At 70.6% G+C, this 20,616-nt stretch carries 19 protein-coding genes, 1 tRNA gene and 1 pseudogene; 17 read left to right on the top strand and 4 right to left on the bottom strand.

Annotated features, from left to right (window positions below):
- Positions 1-21: 21 nt before the first annotated feature.
- The 3 genes from ABD705_RS05330 to ABD705_RS05320 are packed head-to-tail and all read left to right on the top strand — an operon-like array spanning position 22 to position 5,753.
- Positions 22-708 (top strand): hypothetical protein, encoded by a 687-nt coding sequence (locus ABD705_RS05330; RefSeq protein WP_344781299.1) that lies wholly within the window; start codon positions 22-24, stop codon positions 706-708.
- Positions 709-2,256: a DNA polymerase Y family protein gene (locus ABD705_RS05325; protein ID WP_344781297.1), complete on the top strand. Its 1,548-nt coding sequence runs from the start codon at positions 709-711 to the stop codon at positions 2,254-2,256.
- Positions 2,256-5,753 carry an error-prone DNA polymerase gene (locus ABD705_RS05320; protein WP_344781295.1) on the top strand — a complete coding sequence of 1,166 codons (3,498 nt, stop codon included), beginning with the start codon at positions 2,256-2,258 and terminating at the stop codon, positions 5,751-5,753. Before ABD705_RS05325 ends, ABD705_RS05320 begins: the two co-directional genes overlap by 1 nt.
- A gap of 149 nt (positions 5,754-5,902) precedes the next feature.
- On the opposite strand, the gene ABD705_RS05315 is transcribed toward ABD705_RS05320, so the two are convergent.
- Complete coding sequence (locus ABD705_RS05315) at positions 5,903-6,187, bottom strand: Fe-S cluster assembly protein HesB (RefSeq protein ID WP_344781294.1); 285 nt, start codon at positions 6,185-6,187, stop codon at positions 5,903-5,905.
- Between the two features lie 419 nt (positions 6,188-6,606).
- A tRNA-Arg gene (locus ABD705_RS05310) sits at positions 6,607-6,679 on the bottom strand.
- Between the two features lie 267 nt (positions 6,680-6,946).
- Here ABD705_RS05310 and prmC point away from each other — a divergent pair.
- From prmC to ABD705_RS05245, 13 genes and pseudogenes are all read left to right on the top strand, one after another.
- On the top strand, positions 6,947-7,828 hold the full coding sequence (gene prmC, locus ABD705_RS05305; RefSeq protein WP_344781293.1) for a peptide chain release factor N(5)-glutamine methyltransferase: 882 nt from the start codon (positions 6,947-6,949) through the stop codon (positions 7,826-7,828).
- A 53-nt stretch (positions 7,829-7,881) separates the two neighbouring features.
- A pseudogene (locus ABD705_RS05300) lies at positions 7,882-8,550 on the top strand (L-threonylcarbamoyladenylate synthase); the annotation flags it as partial.
- A gap of 218 nt (positions 8,551-8,768) precedes the next feature.
- Positions 8,769-9,947 carry an MraY family glycosyltransferase gene (locus ABD705_RS05295; protein ID WP_344781292.1) on the top strand — a complete coding sequence of 393 codons (1,179 nt, stop codon included), beginning with the start codon at positions 8,769-8,771 and terminating at the stop codon, positions 9,945-9,947.
- The gene (locus ABD705_RS05290) at positions 9,944-10,435 is read left to right on the top strand and encodes a Cg1360 family ATP-synthase-associated protein (protein ID WP_344781291.1); all 492 of its coding nucleotides are present in this window, start codon (positions 9,944-9,946) and stop codon (positions 10,433-10,435) included. Before ABD705_RS05295 ends, ABD705_RS05290 begins: the two co-directional genes overlap by 4 nt.
- Before the next feature lie 137 nt (positions 10,436-10,572).
- A complete protein-coding gene (gene atpB / locus ABD705_RS05285; RefSeq protein WP_425562034.1) occupies positions 10,573-11,415 on the top strand; it encodes a F0F1 ATP synthase subunit A in 843 nt (280 codons plus the stop codon).
- Positions 11,416-11,458: 43 nt separating this feature from the next.
- On the top strand, positions 11,459-11,698 hold the full coding sequence (gene atpE, locus ABD705_RS05280) for an ATP synthase F0 subunit C (protein ID WP_029146158.1): 240 nt from the start codon (positions 11,459-11,461) through the stop codon (positions 11,696-11,698).
- 26 nt (positions 11,699-11,724) lie between these two features.
- Entirely contained in the window at positions 11,725-12,288 is a 564-nt protein-coding gene (locus ABD705_RS05275; protein WP_344781290.1) for a F0F1 ATP synthase subunit B, read from the top strand.
- Complete coding sequence (locus ABD705_RS05270) at positions 12,288-13,076, top strand: F0F1 ATP synthase subunit delta (RefSeq protein ID WP_344781289.1); 789 nt, start codon at positions 12,288-12,290, stop codon at positions 13,074-13,076. Before ABD705_RS05275 ends, ABD705_RS05270 begins: the two co-directional genes overlap by 1 nt.
- Before the next feature lie 63 nt (positions 13,077-13,139).
- On the top strand, positions 13,140-14,771 hold the full coding sequence (atpA, locus tag ABD705_RS05265; RefSeq protein ID WP_344781287.1) for a F0F1 ATP synthase subunit alpha: 1,632 nt from the start codon (positions 13,140-13,142) through the stop codon (positions 14,769-14,771).
- Between the two features lie 15 nt (positions 14,772-14,786).
- The gene (locus tag ABD705_RS05260) at positions 14,787-15,686 is read left to right on the top strand and encodes a F0F1 ATP synthase subunit gamma (protein ID WP_344781285.1); all 900 of its coding nucleotides are present in this window, start codon (positions 14,787-14,789) and stop codon (positions 15,684-15,686) included.
- A 23-nt stretch (positions 15,687-15,709) separates the two neighbouring features.
- Complete coding sequence (gene atpD / locus ABD705_RS05255) at positions 15,710-17,158, top strand: F0F1 ATP synthase subunit beta (protein ID WP_344781283.1); 1,449 nt, start codon at positions 15,710-15,712, stop codon at positions 17,156-17,158.
- A 1-nt stretch (position 17,159) separates the two neighbouring features.
- Positions 17,160-17,420: a F0F1 ATP synthase subunit epsilon gene (locus tag ABD705_RS05250; RefSeq protein WP_344781281.1), complete on the top strand. Its 261-nt coding sequence runs from the start codon at positions 17,160-17,162 to the stop codon at positions 17,418-17,420.
- A gap of 103 nt (positions 17,421-17,523) precedes the next feature.
- A complete protein-coding gene (locus ABD705_RS05245) occupies positions 17,524-18,270 on the top strand; it encodes a YaaA family protein (RefSeq protein ID WP_344781279.1) in 747 nt (248 codons plus the stop codon).
- Between the two features lie 2 nt (positions 18,271-18,272).
- On the opposite strand, the gene ABD705_RS05240 is transcribed toward ABD705_RS05245, so the two are convergent.
- Positions 18,273-18,746 carry a DUF4870 domain-containing protein gene (locus ABD705_RS05240; RefSeq protein ID WP_344781277.1) on the bottom strand — a complete coding sequence of 158 codons (474 nt, stop codon included), beginning with the start codon at positions 18,744-18,746 and terminating at the stop codon, positions 18,273-18,275.
- A 166-nt stretch (positions 18,747-18,912) separates the two neighbouring features.
- Between ABD705_RS05240 and ABD705_RS05235 the strand changes: the two genes are divergently transcribed.
- Entirely contained in the window at positions 18,913-19,890 is a 978-nt protein-coding gene (locus tag ABD705_RS05235; protein WP_344781275.1) for an aldo/keto reductase, read from the top strand.
- Between the two features lie 71 nt (positions 19,891-19,961).
- Here ABD705_RS05235 and ABD705_RS05230 read toward each other — a convergent pair whose 3' ends face one another.
- On the bottom strand, positions 19,962-20,567 hold the full coding sequence (locus tag ABD705_RS05230) for a TetR/AcrR family transcriptional regulator (RefSeq protein WP_344781273.1): 606 nt from the start codon (positions 20,565-20,567) through the stop codon (positions 19,962-19,964).
- Positions 20,568-20,616 lie beyond the last annotated feature (49 nt).

Here is a 20,616-nt window from a genome sequence, read left to right as displayed (position 1 = left end):
CATGCGTTCTAGTATGTAGAAGTGAGGACGACCATGGGCGCATCGGCGGCAGAGGTCTCACGGCTGCGCACTCGGCTGGAGCAGCTGCAGGGGCGGCGGCTGGACGCACCGGTGCTGCCCGTGCTTGCGGCGCTGGCCGAGCTGCTGCCCGGGGGCGGGCTGCGGCCGGGGGCCGCATACACCGTGTCGCCCTCGGCCTCGCTGCTGCTCGCGCTGCTGGTCCGCCCCTCGCAGACCGGGTCGTGGTGCGCGGTGGTCGGGATGCCCGAGCTCGGCGCCGAGGCCGCCGAGGCGCTCGGGGTCGACCTGTCCCGGCTCGTGCTGATCCCCGACCCGGGCCCGCGCTGGCTCGCCGTGACGGCGACCGTGGCCGACGTGCTGCCGGTGGTGGCGGTGCGCCCGCGCTCGGGGGCCGGCACCGCCGAGATCGCACGCCTGAGCGCGCGACTGCGCGAGAAGGGCACCGTGCTGCTCGTGCAGGGGAGGTGGCCGCAGGCCGAAGCATCCCTGAGCATCGACGCCCCGCAGTGGTCCGGGGTGGGGGACGGGCACGGCTACCTCACCCGCCGCGCCCTCACCGTGAGCGTGACCAGCAGATACCGGCCCGCACCGCGCCGGGCCCGGATGCTGCTGCCGGACGAGGCCGGGGCGCTGACGGCGGCATCCTGGTCCGAGCCCCCGCGTGCGCCGATGCGGGCGGTGGGCTAGATGGATGTCGTGCGCAGCCTGGTGCTGTGGTTCGCGGACTGGCCGGTCACGGCGTTCCTGCGGGAGCAGACGACGGATGCGGCATCCGACGCCGTGATCGCGATCGTGCACGGCAACACGGTGGTGGCGTGCTCGGTCGCCGCCCGGGCCGAGGGGGTGCGCCGGGGCCAGCGCCGCCGTGACGCGCAGGCGCGCTGTCCGCGGCTGCAGATAGTGCCTGCCGACCCGGTCCGTGACCAGCGCGCGTTCAGCCCGGTCGTCTCGCAGATCGAAGAGCTCGCCCCGGGGGTGCAGATCATCCGCCCCGGGCTGTGCGCCCTGCGCGCTCGGGGACCTGCCCGCTACTACGGCGGCGAGAACGCCGCCGCCTGCGCGATCCTCGACGCGCTGGCCGAGGGTGCAGGGCTGACCGGGGTGCGCGCCGGAGTGGCCGACGGGCCGTTCACCGCAGCCCGGGCCGCCCGCGCCACCAGGGCCGACGACCCCGTGCGCGTCGTGCCGGCAGGTCAGGCGGCGGCGTTCCTGGCGCCGCTGCCGGTGACGGCGCTGGACGACCCCGAGCTCGCGCATCTGCTCGGCCGGCTCGGGGTGCACACCCTGGGCGCGTTCGTCGCCCTCGGAGCCGACCGGGTGCGCGAGCGGTTCGGCGATCGGGGCACGCGCCTGCACGACCTGGCCGCCGGCGCCGACTCCCGGCCGGTCACGCCGCGCGTGCCGCCGCCCGAGCTGGATCGCGAGGTGCCGTTCGAGCCGCCGCTGGAACTGGCCGAGCAGGTCGCGTTCGGCATGCGCATCGCCGCGGCCGAGTTCATCGCCGGACTGGGCGCGCGGGGCCTGGTGTGCACCGAGCTGCGCGTCGAGCTGACCGATGAGCGCGGCCGGCGCAGCGAGCGGGTGTGGCTGCATCCCGGCTCGTTCGACGCCGCCGCCGTGGTCGACCGGGTGCGCTGGCAGCTCGGCGAAGACGCCCAGGCGCAGGTGCTGCGCGGCCCGGTCGCCGCGGTGCGGATCGCGCCGGAGCGGGTGGATGCGGCATCCGTCCACCAGCCGGCGATCTTCGGCGGCAGTGGGGGAGAGAAGGTGCACCACGCCCTCTCACGGGTGCAGGCGATGCTCGGCCATCGCGGCGTGCTCACCCCCGAGATCGGCGGCGGCCGGTGGCTGGCCGAACGGCAGGTGCTGGTGCCGTGGGGGGATCGGGGCGTCATCGCGCAGGATCGCTCCCGGCCATGGCCGGGCAGCCTGCCGGCGCCGCTGCCGGCGACGGTGTTTCCGCAGCCGCAGGCGGTGGATGTCGCGGCCGACGGGGGGCTGCCCGTCGACGTCGACGAGCGCGGCGCGCTCAGCGCGCCGCCCGCGCAGCTGACCGAGGCGGGCCGGCGCCGCGCGATCGTGTCGTGGGCGGGGCCGTGGACCGTCGACGAGCGCGGGTGGGACCGGGCCCGGGCCCGTCGCGCGCACCGATTCCAGGTCGTCGACGCCGACCAGAGCGCCTGGCTGCTGATCTGCGAGGACGGCCGGTGGGCCGCCGAGGCCAGGTACGACTGATGGGCTTCGACAACCCGGCCATCCCGTGGTCCGATTTCGAGCGGCTGCTCAGCGACCGGCGCCGCCCGAGCAGCGTCCCCGCCGGCGCGGAGGACAGCCCGGCGTTCTCGCGCAAGCGCGGCCCGTACCTCCCGCCGGAACTGGAACGGCCCGTCGACGCGGTGCCCTATGCCGAGCTGCACGCGCATTCCTCGTTCTCGTTCCTGGACGGGGCATCCGGCCCGGAAGAGCTCGTCGAAGAGGCCGAACGGCTCGGCCTGCATGCACTGGCGATCACCGATCACGACGGCTTCTACGGCATCGTCCGGTTCGCCGAGGCCGCGGCGCCGCGGCAGGTCAAGACGGTGTACGGCGCCGAGCTGTCGCTCGAGCTGCCGAAGCGGCAAGCGGGGCAGGCGGATCCGGCCGGCGCGCACCTGCTGGTGCTCGCGCGCGGGCAGGAGGGGTACCACCGGCTGGCCGCGGCGATCACGCACGCGCAGCTGCGCGGCGCCGAGAAGGGCCGCCCGGTCTATGACCTGGACGAGCTGGCCGCGCAGGCGGCCGGGCACTGGGCGATCCTGACCGGCTGCCGCAAGGGCGCCGTGCGCCGCGCCCTCGCCGACGGCGGGCTGACCGGCGGGGCGGCCGCCGCCGCGGCCCAGCTCGACCGGCTGGTGGCCCTGTTCGGCCGGGACGCCGTGCACGTCGAGCTGATCGACCAGGGCGACCCGCGCGACGACGCCGCCAACGATCTGCTCGCCGATCTGGCCGCCGCCCGCGGGCTGCCGGTGCTGGCCAGCAACAACGTGCACTATGCGACGCCGCGCCAGCGGCACCTGGCGGCTGCCGTCGCTGCGGTGCGGGCCGGGCGCAGCCTGGACGAGCTGGACGGCTGGCTGCCGGTGCATGCCGGCGCCCACCTGCGCAGCGGCGCCGAGATGCAGCGCCGCTTCGCCCGCTACCCGGGCGCGATCGCGCACACCGTGACGCTGGCCGACGAGCTGGCCTTTCCGCTGCGCGCGGCCAGGCCCGCGCTGCCGAAGCTGCCGGTGCCACCTGGCCACACGCCGATGAGCTGGCTGCGGCAGCTGGTGTGGGATGCGGTGCCCCGCAGGTACCCCGACCTGACGGCGAAAGGCCGCGGGCGCATCGCGCACGAGCTCGACGTGATCGAGACCAAGGACTTCCCCGGCTACTTCCTGATCGTGCACGGCATCGTGCAGGAGGCGCGCCGCCGCGGCATCCTCTGCCAGGGGCGCGGGTCGGCGGCGAGCAGCGCGATCTGCTATCTGCTGGACATCACCGCCGTCGACGCCATCGCCTACGACCTGCCGTTCGAGCGGTTCCTGTCGAGCATGCGCGAAGAAGAGCCCGACATCGACGTCGACTTCGACGCCGACCGCCGTGAAGAGATCATCCAATGGGTCTATGCGACCTACGGCCGCGATCGCGCCGCGCAGGTGGCCAACGTCATCCAATACCGGCCGAAGAACGCGATCCGCGACATGGCCCGGGCGCTGGGCCACTCGCCGGGGCAGCAGGACGCCTGGTTGAAGCAGGTCGAGCGCTGGGGCCCCGTGCCCCGGGCCTGGGGGCAGCGTGCCGGCGATGCCCGGAGTGGGCCGGGCGCGGGTTCGGCACGGTCCGGCGACGGCGGCCACGACATCCCGGATCAGGTCATCGAGTACGCCGGCCGGCTGCTGAAGGCGCCTCGGCACCTGGGCATCCACTCCGGCGGCATGGTGCTCACCGACCGGCCGGTCGGCGAGGTGGTGCCGATCGAGCACGCGCGGAGGGAGAACCGCACCGTCATCCAATGGGACAAGGACGACGCGGCGTGGATGGGGCTGGTCAAATTCGACCTGCTCGGGCTCGGGATGCTCGCAGCGCTGCAGCACACCTTCGACCTGGTCCGCGGATCCACCGGCGAGGTGTGGGAGCTGGCGACCATCCCCAAAGAAGAAGCGGCCGTCTACGACATGCTGTGCCGGGCCGATTCGATCGGCGTGTTCCAGGTCGAGTCGCGCGCACAGATGGGGCTGCTGCCGCGCCTGCAGCCGCGCCGGTTCTACGACCTGGTCATCGAGATCGCGCTGATCCGTCCCGGCCCGATCCAGGGCGGCGCCGTGCACCCGTTCGTGCGCCGCAAGCTGGGGCAGGAGAAGGTCACCTATGCGCACCCCAAGCTGGAGCCGGTGCTGGAGCGCACGCTGGGCATCCCGGTCTTCCAGGAGCAGCTCATGCAGATGGGCATGGCGATCGGCGGGCTCAGCGGCGAGGACGCCGATCTGCTGCGCCGGGCGATGGGCTCCAAGCGCGGCATCGAGCGGATCGAATCGATCAAGCAGAAGCTGTACGCCGGGATGGCCGGCAACGGACTGGTGGGGGAGGATGCCGATGCCATCTACGCGAAGATCCAGGCGTTCGCCAACTTCGGGTTCGCCGAGTCGCACTCGCTGTCGTTCGCGCTGCTGGTCTATGCCAGCTCGTGGCTGAAGCTGCACTACCCGACGGCGTTCCTGGCCGGACTGCTGCGCGCCCAGCCGATGGGGTTCTACTCGCCGGCGAGCCTCGTCACCGACGCGCGCCGGCACGGCGTGCAGGTGCGCCGGCCCGATCTGCACCGCTCACACGCGCACCCGGTCGTCGAGCCGGGTGCGGTCGGAGCGGAAGCGGCGCCGGGCGCCGTGGGGACGGATGCGGGCCCTGTGACGGGGATGGACTCGTGCCTGGCCCGCGTCCAGCCGCCGGTGCCGTCGTTCGATGTCGCCGCACCCGACGAATCGGCCGCGCATCGGCGCGACGGGGCGTTCGCAGTGCGGCTGGGGCTGGCCGAGGTGAAGGGCATCGGCACGGCTCTGGCCGAGAAGATCGTGGCCGAGCGTGCGGCGGGCGGGCACTACCGCGACATGCGCGACCTGGTGCGCCGGGTCGGGGTCACCGCCGCCCAGCTGGAGGCGCTGGCCACGGCCGGGGCGTTCGAATGCCTGGGCCTGGGTCGCCGCGAGGCGATCTGGCTGGCCGGCGCCGCCGCAGCGGACCGTGCTGAGTTCCTGCCCGATTCGATCGTGGCCGTGCAGCCGCCGCTGTTCGCCGACCCGAGCAGCTACGAGCGGCTCTCAGCCGACCTGTGGGCGACCGGCATCTCGACCGACGATCATCCGCTGATCCACTTCCGCGCCGCGCTCGATGCCCGCGGCGTGCTCACCTCGCGCGGACTGCGCACCCACGAGGCCGGGCGGCGGGTTCAGGTCGCCGGGCTCGTGACGCACCGACAGCGGCCGGCCACGGCATCCGGCATCACGTTCCTGAACCTCGAGGACGAGCACGGGATCGTGAACGTGATCTGCACGGTCGGCGTCTGGCAGCGTTATCGGCGGATCGTGCGCGACGCGCCGGCGTTGATCACCCGGGGGATCGTGGAACGCTCGCCGGAGGGGGTGACCGCGCTGCTGGCCGACGCGTTCGAAGACCTGCGGGTGGGCGTCGCGCACCGGTCCCGCGACTTCCAATAGCCGCAGGGCCGGTGTCGCGTTCGCCGTCAGCTCGTCAGCTCGTCAGCTCGTCAGCTCGTCAGCTCGTCAGCTCGTCAGGGCAGCTAGTGCTCGGACCGTCAGTGCTGCGGGGCGGTCAGCTCTATGGGGCGGTCAGCGCTGCGGGGCCGTCAGCTCTGCAGAGCGAGGTCGAAGCGCACGGCGCCGTCCTCGCCGACCTGGGCATCGAGCACCTGGTCGTTCAGGGCCAGCGTTGCACCGGCGTCCAGGAACACCCGGGCGCCCGATTCCTCGACGACGGCGTCCTCCGCCTCCGGGGTCGGCGCGATGGTCAGCGCGAAGCCCGCCGTCTGGTCGTCTGCACTGTGGATGCGCAGTCCTGCGGTATCGGCATCCGCACCGTTGGAGACGATGGACTTCACCGCGGTGGCCGCATTCTCGGTCAGAGTCAGCATGTGCTTTCCTTCCGTTTGGGGGTTGGAACCGGCCACGATTCCGAGAATCGGCGCGACGCGCAACCCGCAGCGCGCATTCGGAGGGGATTCACACCCGCGCCGCGGCCACCCGCGGCCCTCGGCCCCGCACCTGCGGCCCTGTGCGTATGTTTCTTGCCTGCGCGCATGTTGTGGCCGCCGGCCAGGCGCTCGCGCGGTCGTTTCCGACATCCGCGCCCGAAAGTTTCATGCGCGGATGTCGAAAACGACAGCGCGAGTGAATCGCGCGAGAAGCGATGGGCCACCGGCCATGCATCGGTCCCGCAGCGCCAAGTCTGCGTGCTCGGTCCCGTGGCACCGAGTCCGCGCATGACCTGACCGAGTTCGAGGGCGCGATTCGGCCATGCCGAATCCGCGGGCAATGGCGCAGAGCGCTGGGGTGCCCCCGACAGGAGTCGAACCTGCGACGCGCGGCTTAGGAGTCCGCCGCTCTATCCACTGAGCTACGGGGGCGTAGGCACTCAGCCTACTTGCTCGGCGGGGCCGCTCATCGGCGCGCACGGAATCGGGGTCGTCGCCGGCACGCCGCCGCCTGTCGTGTCGCCCCCGACGTGTCGACCACGACCCCCGAGCTCGTGCGCGGGCAACGTGGTGGCGGCGATCCCCGATCCGGTGCGCGGGCAGCCCGCCGCCCAGGCGGAGGCGCCGCCGCAGGCCGTCGCAGTCAGGGCGACCGCCGCGACGAGCGACCGCCGGGCGCCGCTAGGCTGGATGCCGCTCATGGCACCTGAACCCCACCCCCCGCGCAGCGTGAACGCGGCCCTGCGCGCGGCCGCGCGCATCCTCGCCGAGACCGGCGTGCCCGCCCCCGACGTCGATGCCGAACTGCTGGTCGGCCACGTGCTCGGTCTGTCCCGCGGCGGCGTGCAAGCAGCGGCGCTGCGCGACGACGCCCTCGACGCCCCGGCAGCGCACGAGCTGCAGGGCCTGATCGCCCGCCGCGCCGCGCGCGAGCCGCTGCAGCACCTCGTCGGCGCCGCGCCGTTCCGCCACCTCGAGCTGCAGGTCGGCCCGGGCGTATTCGTGCCGCGACCCGAGACCGAGGTGCTCGCCCAGATCGCCATCGACGCGCTCGCCGCCGTTCCCACGCCCGCACCGCGTGCCGTGGACCTCGGCACCGGCAGCGGCGCGATCGCCCTGGCGCTGGCCACCGAGGTGCCGCACGCGCACGTCTGGGCCGCCGAGCGCTCCGCGGCCGCGCACGCCTGGGCGCAGCGCAACTTCGCCCGCTATGGCACCGACAACGCCCATCTGGTCCTGGGCGATCTCGCGGATGCCTTCCCCGACCTCGACGGCACGATCGACGTCGTCGCCTCCAACCCGCCGTACGTGCCGGATGACGCCATCCCGCGCGAACCCGAGGTGCGGCTGTTCGACCCGCACGAGGCGCTGTACGGGGGAGCGGACGGACTCGACGTGGTGCGCGTGCTCAGCCGGGTCGGGCTGCGGCTGGCCCGTCCGGGCGGGATCATCGCGATCGAGCACGGTGAGTGGCAGGGCGAGCCCATCCGCGCGATCCTGGCGGCGGACGGCTGGCGCGCCGCCGCGACCCACCCCGACCTCACGATGCGCGACCGCGCGACCACGGCCATCCGCCCCTGAGCGACCGCCGCTGTCGGCGGCATCCCATCCCTCGTCGCTACACTGTCAGGGTCATGTCCCCCCTCTTCGACTGCGCCGATCCGGCCCAGCTGCTCGCCGGCACGCGTCAAGCACGTCAGGCGATCGGCCGCGGTGAACTGATCGTGATGCCCACCGACACCGTCTACGGGATCGCCGCCGACGCGTTCAGCCCCGACGCCGTCACGGCGCTGCTGGCGGCCAAGGGTCGCGGCCGGCAGTCGCCGCCGCCGGTGCTGGTGGCCAGCCGCGCGATGATGCAGGCGCTCGTCGCCGAGATCCCGGAGCCGGCCGACCGGCTCATCGAAGCGTTCTGGCCCGGCGGGCTGACCATCGTCCTGCCTGCCCAGCCCTCGCTGGCGTGGGATCTGGGCGATACGCACGGCACCGTCGCGGTGCGCATGCCCGACCATCGCCTCGCTCGCGAGCTGATCGAAGAGACCGGGCCGCTGGCGGTATCCAGCGCCAACCTCACCGGCAAGGCCGCCGCCATCGCCGCCGAAGACGCCCAGGCGATGCTCGGCGACAGCGTCGCCGTCTATCTGGACGACGGCCTCAGCCAGACCGGCGTCTCGTCGACGATCGTGGATGTCACGAGCCTGGTCGGCGGCACCGACCCGATCGTGCGCGTGCTGCGCGAGGGCGCGATCAGCCGCGAGCGGCTGCGCGAAGTGCTCGGCGAGCTGCTCGAGGCCGACCCTCAGTTGGCCGGCGCACTGCACGACTCCCATGACGGCCACAACCATGGCGGCCCCGTCTACGACGAGCCGCCGCACCAGGACGCACTGCCCGAGGACGTGCCGCCGCAGGGCGCCCTGCACCAGGACGTGTCGCCCCAGGACCCGCCGCACCAGGACCAGTCAGGCGAGGCTCCCGCCTCGCGCACCGCGGGCGCGAGGGATGCCGCACCCGGCGGTGACGGGTGAAGCAGTACGTCTTCACCATTCTGTTCACCGCGACGGTCACGCTGATCTTCTCGTGGGCCGTATGGCGGATCGGCCTGCGGTACAAGCTCTACCCGGCGATCCGGCAGCGCGACGTGCACTCCACGCCCACGCCGCGGCTGGGCGGGGTGGCGATGTTCCTGGGGGTGGTCGCGGCGTTCGCCGTCTCGGCGTTCACGCCCTACTTCCAGATCTTCTGGTCGAATCCGCGCCAGGTCTATGCGATCCTCGCCGCCGTCCTGCTCACCGTGCTGGTGGGGCTGGCCGACGATCTGTGGGACCTGGACTGGATGATCAAGCTGGCCGCCCAGTTCCTCGCCGCCGGCATCATCGCCTGGTTCGGGCAGCTGCAGATCTATTCGCTGCCCATCGGCGGGATGACGGTGCCCTCGGCCGCGGTCAGCTTCACGCTGACCGTGTTCGCGATCGTCATCGTGATGAACGCCGTGAACTTCATCGACGGGCTGGACGGACTCGTGGCCGGCGTCTGCCTGATCGCGAACGTGATCTTCTTCGCCTACTCGTACTTCGTGGTGCGCGACTCGGGCGCCAGCAGCTACTTCAACCTGGCCTCGTTCATGGCCTGCGTGCTGGTGGGCATCTGCCTGGGCTTCCTGCCGATGAACTGGCATCCCGCCAAGCTGTTCATGGGCGACTCCGGCGCCCTCGTGCTCGGCCTGCTGATGGCCACCAGCGCCATCGCTATCAGCGGTCAGTTCGACCCCGCGACCCTCGACCCGGACGAGTTCGGCCGCTCGCAGCTGCTGGGCGCGTTCATGCCGATCCTGCTGCCGGTGGCGGTGGTGATCCTGCCGCTGCTGGATTTCGCCTCGGCGGTGTTCCGGCGCATGCGCGCCGGCAAGTCGCCATTCTCGCCGGACCGCAAGCATCTGCATCACCGGATGCTGGACATGGGGCATTCCACGCGCGAGTCGGTGCTGATCTTCTATGCGTGGACGGCGATCATCGGACTGTCCATCCTGCTGATGTACATCGGCGTCGGGCATGATTGGCCCGGTACGTACTGGCTGGGCGTCGGCTACGGCGTCGTCGGGTTCATCGCCTGCGTGATCGTCACCCTCGCCCCGGCCCGCCGGCGGGCCGCGCGGGCCGCCCACGCCGCCGCGCACCCGCAGACCGTGAAGGAGCACCGTTGACCGATCCGAAGGGCACGAGCCCGATCACCAGCACACCCGTGCTGCGCACGACCCTGATCTGGTCGGCCATCGGCACGGCCGTCCTGGCCGTCATCGGCGCCGTCGTCGGCTTTCTCGTCGCCGGCGCACCGGGCCTGTTCAGCGCCCTGGCCGGCATCGTGCTGGCCGCGCTGTTCCTGGGCATCACCGGCATCAGCATCCTGATCGCCAACCGCTGGTTCGGCGATCCGCTCTACATCCCGATCTTCTTCGGCATCGTCCTCGGCGGCTGGATCCTCAAATTCGTGGTGTTCATCGTCGTGCTGCTCGTCCTGCGCGGTCAGCCCTGGATCCAGCCGACGGTGTTCTTCGTCGCGATCGTCGCCGGGATCCTGGCATCCCTGGTCATCGATGTGGTCGTGCTCACCCGGATGCGCATTCCGGCCGTGGCGGTGGACCTGCCCACCCAGGCACCCGACGACGAGGCGCCGCACTCGGACCGCCGATGAGGCGCGGGGCCGGGTTCGGGCCCGTCGGTCCGTCGTGAGCCCCCGAGTTTGATAGGGTAGTCGAGTACCCGCCCGCTTACGCCCGAGTGCTTGAGCTGCCGTGCGGGTTCATCTCATCGACCATCGTCGCCCCGGTCCTGACCGGTGCCCCGAAGTTGGAGCCAGCGCTGTTCACTCAAGCTGCGACACTGATTGCGAAAGCCGCGGAGTCTGATGGTGGATTCCATCCGCCGTCGATCGCCGACTTCTTCCCGCCAGAGGTGCTCTTCGCCGGGACGGCGTTCGCGCTGACGCGCATCAACCTCATCCAGATCCTCGCGACGCTCGCCCTGATCACGCTGTTCGTGCTGGGCACCCGTCGCATGAAGCTGGTCCCGGGCCGCTTCCAGAGCGTGATCGAGATGGGCCTGGACTTCGTGCGCAACGGCATCGCGCACGACCTGCTCGGCCGCAAGGACGGCGACCGCTTCCTGCCGCTGCTGACCACGATCTTCTTCATGATCCTGTTCATGAACCTGACCGGCATCGTGCCGTTCCTGAACATCGCCGGCACCGGGCTGATCGCCATCCCGCTGATGCTCGCCGTGATCTCATACTTCACGTTCATCTACGCGGGACTGAAGAAGAGCCCGAAGAAGTTCGTGCGCAACTCGTTCTTCCCCTCCGGCATCCCCACCGCCATCAAGCCGATGGTGGCGATCCTGGAATTCATCTCGACGTTCATCGTCCGCCCCGTCACGCTCACGCTGCGTCTGCAGATGAACATGATCGTCGGGCATCTGATGCTGGTGCTGTTCTTCTCGGCGACCTGGTTCTTCTTCTTCACCGCAGGTGGCTTCTGGAGCCTGCTGGGTGCCGGCACCCTCGCATTCGGCTTCGCCTTCACCCTGTTCGAAATCCTGGTGGCCGTCCTCCAGGCGTACATCTTCGCAATCCTCACCGCGGTCTACATTCAGCTCGCAATCGCGGAAGAGCACTGAGCGGGCCGGCACCCGCCGCCCCACCCAACGAAAGGAAAAACCCGTGGAAGCTACTACGGTTCTGGCCGCAGTGAACGGCTCGATCGCCACCGTCGGCTACGGCCTGGCCGCCATCGGCCCCGCCATCGGCATCGGCATCGTCGTCGGCAAGACGATCGAGGGCGTTGCGCGTCAGCCCGAGCTGGCCGGCCGCCTGCAGGTCCTGATGTGGATCGGCATCGCCTTCACCGAGGCGCTCGCGTTCATCGGCATCGCCACCGGCTTCATCTTCGGCTACAACTGATCCACCTCTTCAGATAAGGAGACAGGATGCTTCCGGCTCTTGTCACTCTCGCCGCGGAGACCCAGGAAACGACCAACAACCCGCTGCTTCCCGAGATCTACGATCTCATCTGGGGGGCGCTGTGCTTCATTGCGATCCTGGTCGTCTTCTGGAAGTTCGTGCTGCCCCGCATGCAGGACATGCTCGATCAGCGCGCGGCCGCCATCGAGGGCAACATCGAGAAGGCGGACGAGGCGCAGCGTCAGGCCGAGGCCGCGCTCGAGCAGTACACGGCGCAGCTCGCCGAGGCCCGCAAGGAAGCCGGCGAGATCCGTGAGTCCGCTCGCGAAGACGCCAAGAAGATCGTCGCCGAGGCGAAGGATGCCGCGACCGCCGAGGCTTCTCGGGTGACGGCGTCCGCGCACGCGCAGATCGAGGCCGAGCGGCAGTCGACCCTGGTGTCGCTGCGCGGCGAGGTCGGCACGCTCGCACTCGACCTGGCCGGCGGTGTCATCGGGGAGAGCCTTTCCGACGACGCCAAGGCGCAGAGCGTCGTGGACCGCTTCCTGGCCGAGCTCGAGGCATCCGAAGCCGCGAAGGCGTCGCAGTAATGGGCAGCGCGACCACTCACGCCCTTGCGGCATCGAATGCGGCGCTGGGCGCCGCGTCCGGAGTCGACCTCGGTGTCGCCGGCGACCTGTTCGCCGCGGCGCGCGCCCTGGCCGACACGCCGCAGCTGAGCGGCGCGCTGGCCTACTGGGGTTCGGCTCCCGACGCCCGCGCGAAGGTGGCCACGGCCGTGTTCGCGGCGCTGGGGCAGACCGCACAGGATGTGCTGCAGAAGGTCGTGCGCGAGCGCTGGTCTGACGCGGGCGACCTCGTCGACGGCGTCGAAGAGCTCGCCATCCGCGCCGCAGCCACCGCGGAGCCGGAGGCCGACATCGAACGCGAGCTGTTCCAGTTCGCCCGCATCGTGGCCGCCGACCCCCAGCTCGAGCTCGCGCTGGGCAGCCGGCTGGGCGACCAGGCCGTGAAGGGGCGTCTCGTTCAGTCGCTGCTGAACGGCCGCGCGAATGCGGCGACCGCGCTGATCGCGTCATCGGTCGTGCAGCGACCGCGCGAGCGCCGGGTGCGCGAACTGCTCGGCCGTGCCGAGCGGATCGTCTCCGATGCACGGGGGCGCACCGTCGCCACCGTCACGAGTGCCGTCGCGCTGGGCGCGGCCCAGGTGGATCGGCTCGCCGCGTGGCTGAAGTCCAGCTACGGCACCGACATCTCGGTCAACACCATCATCGATCGCACCCTGGTCGGAGGTCTGCGCGTGCAGATCGCCGACGACGTGATCGATGCGACCGTCTCGTCCCGATTGAGCGACCTGCGGCAACGACTCGCAGGCTGACACAGATTTCCCGTCCTCGGACGGCGACTTCGGGGCCGAGGCCCCTCGAACAAAAGGAAGACAATGGCAGAACTCTCCATCAGCCCCGACGTCATCCGTGACGCGCTGAAGGACTTCGTCGCGGCCTACGAGCCCACGGGAGCAGCGGCCACCGAGGTCGGCACGGTCGTGGACGCAGCCGACGGCATCGCCCACGTCGAGGGCCTGCCCGGCGTCATGGCCAACGAGCTGGTCACCTTCGCCAACGGCATCCAGGGCCTGGCCCTGAACCTCGACGAGCGACTGATCGGTGTGGTCGTCCTGGGCGACTTCTCCGGCGTCGAGGCCGGCCAGCAGGTCACCCGCACCGGCGAGGTGCTCTCGGTGGGCGTCGGCGACGGCTATCTCGGCCGCGTCGTGGACCCGCTGGGCAACCCGATCGACGGCCTCGGCGAGGTCGCGACGGTCGGCCGCCGCGCCCTCGAGCTGCAGGCGCCCGGCGTCATGCAGCGCAAGAGCGTGCACGAGCCGCTGCAGACCGGCGTGAAGGCGATCGACGCGATGATCCCGGTCGGCCGCGGCCAGCGGCAGCTGATCATCGGCGACCGCCAGACCGGCAAGACGGCTCTGGCGATCGACACGATCATCAACCAGAAGGCCAACTGGGAGTCCGGCGACGAGAACAAGCAGGTGCGCTGCATCTACGTCGCGATCGGCCAGAAGGGCTCGACCATCGCATCTGTCAAGGGTGCGCTCGAAGACGCCGGCGCGATGGCCTACACGACCATCGTCGCCGCCCCCGCGTCCGACCCGGCCGGCTTCAAGTACCTCGCCCCCTACACCGGCTCGGCCATCGGCCAGCACTGGATGTATGACAGCAAGCACGTGCTGATCGTCTTCGACGACCTGTCCAAGCAGGCTGAGGCCTACCGTGCCGTGTCGTTGCTGCTGCGCCGTCCGCCGGGGCGCGAAGCCTACCCGGGCGACGTGTTCTACCTGCACTCCCGTCTGCTGGAGCGCTGCGCGAAGCTGTCCGACGAGCTCGGCGCCGGATCGATGACGGGCCTGCCGATCATCGAGACCAAGGCCAACGACGTGTCGGCCTACATTCCGACCAACGTGATCTCGATCACCGACGGCCAGATCTTCCTGCAGTCCGACCTGTTCAACGCGAACCAGCGGCCGGCCGTGGACGTCGGCATCTCGGTGTCGCGCGTCGGCGGCGACGCCCAGGTCAAGTCGATCAAGAAGGTCTCGGGCACGCTCAAGCTGGAGCTGGCCCAGTACCGTTCGCTGGAGGCGTTCGCGATGTTCGCGTCGGACCTGGATGCCGCATCCCGGCGTCAGCTGGCCCGTGGCGCGCGACTGACCGAGCTGCTCAAGCAGCCGCAGTACTCGCCGTACCCGGTGGAGGAGCAGGTCGTCTCGATCTGGGCCGGCACCAACGGCAAGCTCGACACGATCGAGGTCGAGGACGTGCTGCGGTTCGAGCGCGAGCTGATCGACTACGTCCGTCGCAACACGACGATCCTCGACACGCTGCGTGAGACCAACGTGCTGGACGACGACACGGCCGCCGCGCTGGCGAAGGCCTGCGACGCGTTCATCCCCGAGTTCCAGGGCGGTGCCGACGACGGTCCGACCGCCCCCGTGGTCGACGCGGCGGACGCCGAGGACGTCAATCAGGAGAAGATCGTCAAGGGCCGTCGGGGCTAGGCGCACAGGACAGACATGGGCGCACAACTCCGGGTCTACAAGCAGAAGATCGCTTCTGCTGCGACGACCAAGAAGATCACGAAGGCGATGGAGCTCATCGCGGCTTCGCGCATTCAGAAGGCGATGGGTCGCGTTCGCGCGGCCTCGCCGTTCGCGCGTGCCGTGACCCGGGCCGTCTCCGCCGTCTCGACGCACTCGAGCATCGACCACCCGCTGACCCGCGAACCCGAGCAGATCCGGCGCTCGGCCGTGGTCATCTTCTCGTCCGACCGGGGCCTGGCCGGCGCGTTCAACTCGCAGATCCTGCGGGAGGGACTCGAACTGGCCGAGCTGCTGCAGCAGGAGGGCCGCGAGCCGGTCTACTACCTGGTCGGGCGCAAGGCGGTGGGCTACTTCCAGTTCCGCCGCATCGAGCACTCGGGTGAGTGGGTCGGCGACACCGACACACCGAAGTTCACCTGGGCCGAAGACATCTCGGCGACGCTGCTGGACGCGTTCGAGAAGGGCGGCCAGGACGGCGGCGTGGACGAGATCCACCTCGTCTACAACCGGTTCGTCAACATGATGACGCAGACTCCCGAGACGGTGCGACTGCTTCCGCTGGAAGTGGTCGAGGCCGCCGAGGACGACCAGAGCGCGCAGGTGTACCCGCTCTACGAGTTCGAGCCCGAAGCGGAGACCGTCCTGGACGCCCTGCTGCCGGTGTACATCCAGAGTCGGGTCTTCAACGCCCTGCTGCAGTCCTCGGCGGCCAAGCACGCCGCGACGCAGAAGGCGATGAAGTCGGCCAGCGACAACGCCGACAAGCTCATCACCGATTACACCCGCCTGCGCAACAATGCGCGTCAGGCGGAGATCACGCAGCAGATCGCCGAGATCGTCGGCGGCGCGGACGCCCTGGCGTCCGGCAAGTAGAACCCATCGAAAGAGAAGAAGCCATGAGCCTTGCCGCACAGGAGACCGAGACCACCGCTGTCGGTCGCGTCGCGCGCGTGACCGGACCCGTGGTCGACATCGAGTTCCCGCACGATGCGATCCCGGACATCTACAACGCGCTCAAGACCACCATCACGATCGGTGATGAGCACACCGAGATCACCCTCGAGGTCGCCCAGCACCTCGGTGACGATCTGGTCCGCGCCATCTCACTGAAGCCGACCGACGGCATGGTCCGCGGTCAGGACGTCCGCAACACCGGCGGCCCGATCAGCGTGCCGGTGGGCGATGTCACCAAGGGCCGCGTGTTCAACGTGACCGGCGACATCCTCAACGCCAAGCCCGGTGAGCAGATCGAGGTCACCGAGCGGTGGGGCATCCACCGGCAGGCGCCGAGCTTCGACCAGCTCGAATCCAAGACCACGATGTTCGAGACCGGCATCAAGGTCATCGACCTGCTCACCCCGTACGTGGAGGGCGGCAAGATCGGCCTGTTCGGCGGTGCAGGCGTGGGCAAGACCGTGCTCATCCAGGAGATGATCCAGCGCGTCGCGCAGGACCACGGCGGCGTGTCGGTGTTCGCCGGTGTCGGCGAGCGCACCCGTGAGGGCAACGACCTGATCAACGAGATGGAAGAGGCGGGCGTCTTCGACAAGACCGCCCTGGTGTTCGGCCAGATGGACGAGCCGCCGGGGACGCGCCTGCGCGTGGCACTGTCGGCCCTGACGATGGCGGAGTACTTCCGTGACGTGCAGAAGCAGGACGTGCTGCTGTTCATCGACAACATCTTCCGCTTCACGCAGGCCGGCTCCGAGGTGTCCACGCTGCTGGGCCGGATGCCCTCCGCGGTGGGCTACCAGCCGAACCTGGCCGACGAGATGGGCGTGCTGCAGGAGCGCATCACCTCCACGCGCGGCCACTCGATCACCTCGCTGCAGGCGATCTACGTGCCCGCCGACGACTACACCGACCCGGCGCCGGCCACCACGTTCGCGCACCTGGACGCCACGACCGAGCTGAGCCGTGAGATCGCGTCCAAGGGACTGTACCCGGCCGTGGACCCGCTGACCTCGACCAGCCGCATCCTGGACCCGCGCTACATCGGCGCCGACCACTACCGGGTCGCCACCTCCGTGAAGCAGATCCTGCAGAAGAACAAGGAGCTGCAGGAGATCATCGCGATCCTCGGTGTCGACGAGCTGAGCGAAGAGGACAAGATCGTCGTCTCGCGGGCCCGCCGCATCCAGCAGTTCCTGTCGCAGAACACCTACATGGCCAAGAAGTTCACCGGCGTCGAAGGCTCCACGGTGCCCATCAAGGAGACGATCGAGTCGTTCGACGCGATCGTCAAGGGCGAGTACGACCACGTCGCCGAGCAGGCGTTCTTCAACGTCGGCGGCATCGCCGACGTCGAGGCCAAGTGGGCGCAGATCCAGAAGGAGAACGGCTGACATGGCCCTGCAGGTCACTCTCGTCTCGGCCGAGGCCGAGGTCTGGACGGGCGAGGCATCCCTGGTGATCGCCAAGACCGTCGAGGGCGAGATCGGCTTCATGCCCGGTCACGAGCCGGTGCTGGGCATCCTCGCCGAAGGTCAGGTGCGCATCACCGGCACCGACGGCGAGAAGATCGTGGCAGACGCCCAGAACGGGTTCGTCTCGGTCGAGAACGACCGGGTCACGATCGTGGCGGGCCAGGCCGCGCTGGTGGCCTGAGCCGCCCCTCGTGCGATCCGGACGAGAGCACATCACGCCCGACGTGTGATGTGCTCTCGTCATTGCGGCGGGCAGTCGCGCGCCCGAAGACAGGAGCAGGTGGATGCTGGTGCTGTTGCCGCCCTCGGAGTCCAAGCGCCCCGGCGGCCGCGCCCGCCCCGTACGCGTGGATCAGCTCGCTCTGGCGCAGCTGGCGCCCCAGCGCGATCGGGTGATCGACGCGCTGGTGGCGCTGGCCGCCGACGAGGACGCAGCCGCGCGGGTGCTGAAGCTGTCGCCGCGCCAGCGCGACGACATCGGCCACAACGCCGCATTGCGCACCGCACCGACTCTGCCCGCCGTCGACCGCTACACCGGGGTGCTGTTCGACGCACTGGACGCGAAGACGATGGATGCCCCGGCCCGGCGCTGGCTCGGTGCGCACGTGCTGATCCACTCGGCGCCGTTCGGGCCGATCGGCGCGCTGGATCCGATCCCCACCTACCGGCTGGCCGCCGGCACGGCGCTGCCCGGCCTGCCGGCGCTGCGCCGGGTGTGGGCCGGTGCCGTGACGGCGGCGCTGGCGGCGGCATCCGCCTCGTTCATCCTGGACCTGCGCTCCGAGGCGTACGTCGCGCTCGGACCGGTGCCCTCCGGTGTGCCGACGGCCTATCTGCGGGTCGTGACCGAGGGCCCGGACGGCACGGTGCGCGCGCTGAACCACTTCAACAAGCACGCCAAGGGCGCGCTCGTGCGCGCCCTGGCGCTGCAGCGGCCGCGGATCCGCTCGCTGGGCGGGCTGCGCGCGTGGGCGTCCGCCGCCGGCGCCGGCCTGCGCGGCGCCGACGACGAACTGGAACTGCTGGTGTAGCGCTACTTGATGATGCGGAAGTTGAACGGGTAGCGGTAGCTGCCGCCGGCGTTCACCTTCATGCCGCCCATGATCGAGAAGACCACGTTCAGCACCCACCAGGCCAGCGGGAGGAGCCACAGGAATAGACCCAGCACCCAGACGATCGCGGTGAGGATGCTCGTGACGATCCAGATCGCGATGTAGATGATCGTGAACGTGATCTGCCAGTTCAGCGCCTCTTTGCCCTCGACGTGGGTGCGGGGGCCGCGATCCTTCAGGATCAGCCAGATGATCAGTGACGGCAGGAAGCCGACGATTCCGCCGATGTGCGCCCACATCGCGGCCTGCTTGTCCGACTCGGCCGACAGCGGTGCCGCCGGCCCTGCGGCATACTGGGGCGCGCCGGGGGACGGCTGCTGGCCGTAGGGCGGTGCGGGCGGCTGCTGCGGCGGGACACCGGAGTCTTCGGGTACTGCGGCGTTGTAATCACTCATCGCTCTGGCCTTTCTTCGGGTCCTCGCCTGCGAGGACGGTGGGCGTGAATGCGGTGCCGACCGGGCCTTCTACGAAATGACCCAGCCACCCACCGTACTTGTCTCGCCGGGTGTCCGCAATGGCTGCGAAGGAGCAATCTCGCGGATTGCCGCTAGCGTGGAGGGCGTGACCAATCCTGTGCAGCGCCGGGTCGGCGCATCGGGCCTGCTGGTGAGCGCGACGGGCCTCGGCTGCAACAATTTCGGCCGAACCGGAACGGCGACCCAGACGCAGGAGGGGACGACCGCGGTGCTGGATGCCGCGCTCGAAGCCGGGGTCACGTTCTTGGACACCGCCGACTCGTACGGCGCGGAACCCGGGCTGTCCGAGACGCTGATCGGCCACGCGCTGCGCGGCCGGCGCGACCAGGTCGTGCTGGCCACCAAGTTCGGTCACGTCGGCTACGACGCCGGCGTCGTCGGGGCCGCGAAAGGCTCCAGAACCTGGGTGCGGCGAGCCGTCGAGGCATCCCTGCGCCGTCTGCAGACCGACTGGATCGACCTGTACCAGCTGCACACGCCCGACCCGCTCACCCCCATCGAAGAGACCCTGGACGCCCTCGGCGACCTGGTGCGCGAAGGCAAGGTGCGCTACATCGGGCACTCCAATCTCGCCGGCTGGCAGGTGATAGAGGCGGATGCCGCGGCGCGCGCAGCCCACGCCGTGCCGTTCATCTCGGCGCAGAACCACTTCAGCCTGCTCGCACGTGCCGCCGAGCGCGAAGTGCTGCCGGCCGTGCGCCACGCCGGCCTGGGCTTCTTCCCATTCTTCCCGCTGCACAACGGACTGCTCACCGGCAAGTTCAACCGGAGCGGCGGACCAGCCGACAGCCGCATCATGCGGCAGCGCCCGCACCTGCAGCAGAACGCGCCGTGGGATGCGCTCGAGGCGTATCAGGCCTTCTGCGATGAGCGCGGCATCACGATGCTGCAGGCCACGTTCGGGTGGCTGCTGGCTCAGCCGGCGCTGTCGAGCGTGATCGCCGGCGCCACGACGCCCGAGCAGGTGCGCCAGAACGCGGCCGCCGCCGCTTGGGGGCCGTCGGCCGCGGACGTCGCCGCCATCGACGAGCTGTTCCCGCTGCCGGTCGATCCGGCTGCCTGACCCAGGCGGCGGCGCGGCCGGCGTCGGCGCGCTGCGCGGGCGATGCCCGCGAGCCGCCTGACGGGCGACTCTCAGCGGGTGCGCAGCCCGTCCAGGGTGACGGCGAGCACGTCGCGCGCGAGCTGGTCGGCCGACTCCGGGCCGCCGGGCCGGTACCACTCGACGAGCGAGTTGACCATGCCGAACGCCAGCCGGGTCGCCACCGACGCGTCGATGTCGGCGCGCACCGACCCCTCGCGCTGGGCGTCGCGCACCAGGGCCGTCACCCGCCGGTCGAAGGCGCGCCGGCGCTGCAGCGCGGCGCGCTCGATCACGCTGTTGCCGCGCACCCGCAGCAGCAGCGTGACGTACGGCAGCTCGTCGACCAGAACGCGCACGGCCCCGCGCAGCACGGCGCCCAGGCGCTCCGAGGCCGACTCCTCGCCGGTGGCGTGCGCGTCCAGTGCGCCCTCCAGCCCGCCCAGGGCTCGCTCCAGAGCCAGCTGCAGCAGCTGCTCCTTCGAATCGAAGTGGTGGTACAGCGCCGCTTTGCTCACGCCGAGCCGGGCGGCCAGCTGGGCGACCGAGGTGGCATCGTAGCCCTGCTCGTTGAAGACGGCGACGGCGACGGCCAGGATCTGGTCGCGGTCATACCCGGGGCGCCCCCGTCGCGCCGTCGTGCCGGCCAGATCACTCACGGCACCAGTCTGGCACGGGGTGGGAGAATTCCTGAACGATCGGTAAGGT

Origin of the sequence: Microbacterium kribbense (assembly GCF_039537285.1) — a bacterium.
GTDB classification, from domain to species: Bacteria; Actinomycetota; Actinomycetes; order Actinomycetales; family Microbacteriaceae; genus Microbacterium; species Microbacterium kribbense.
Note: the sequence above shows the minus strand (reverse complement) of the source record. Positions and strands in the feature narration are given on the sequence as shown.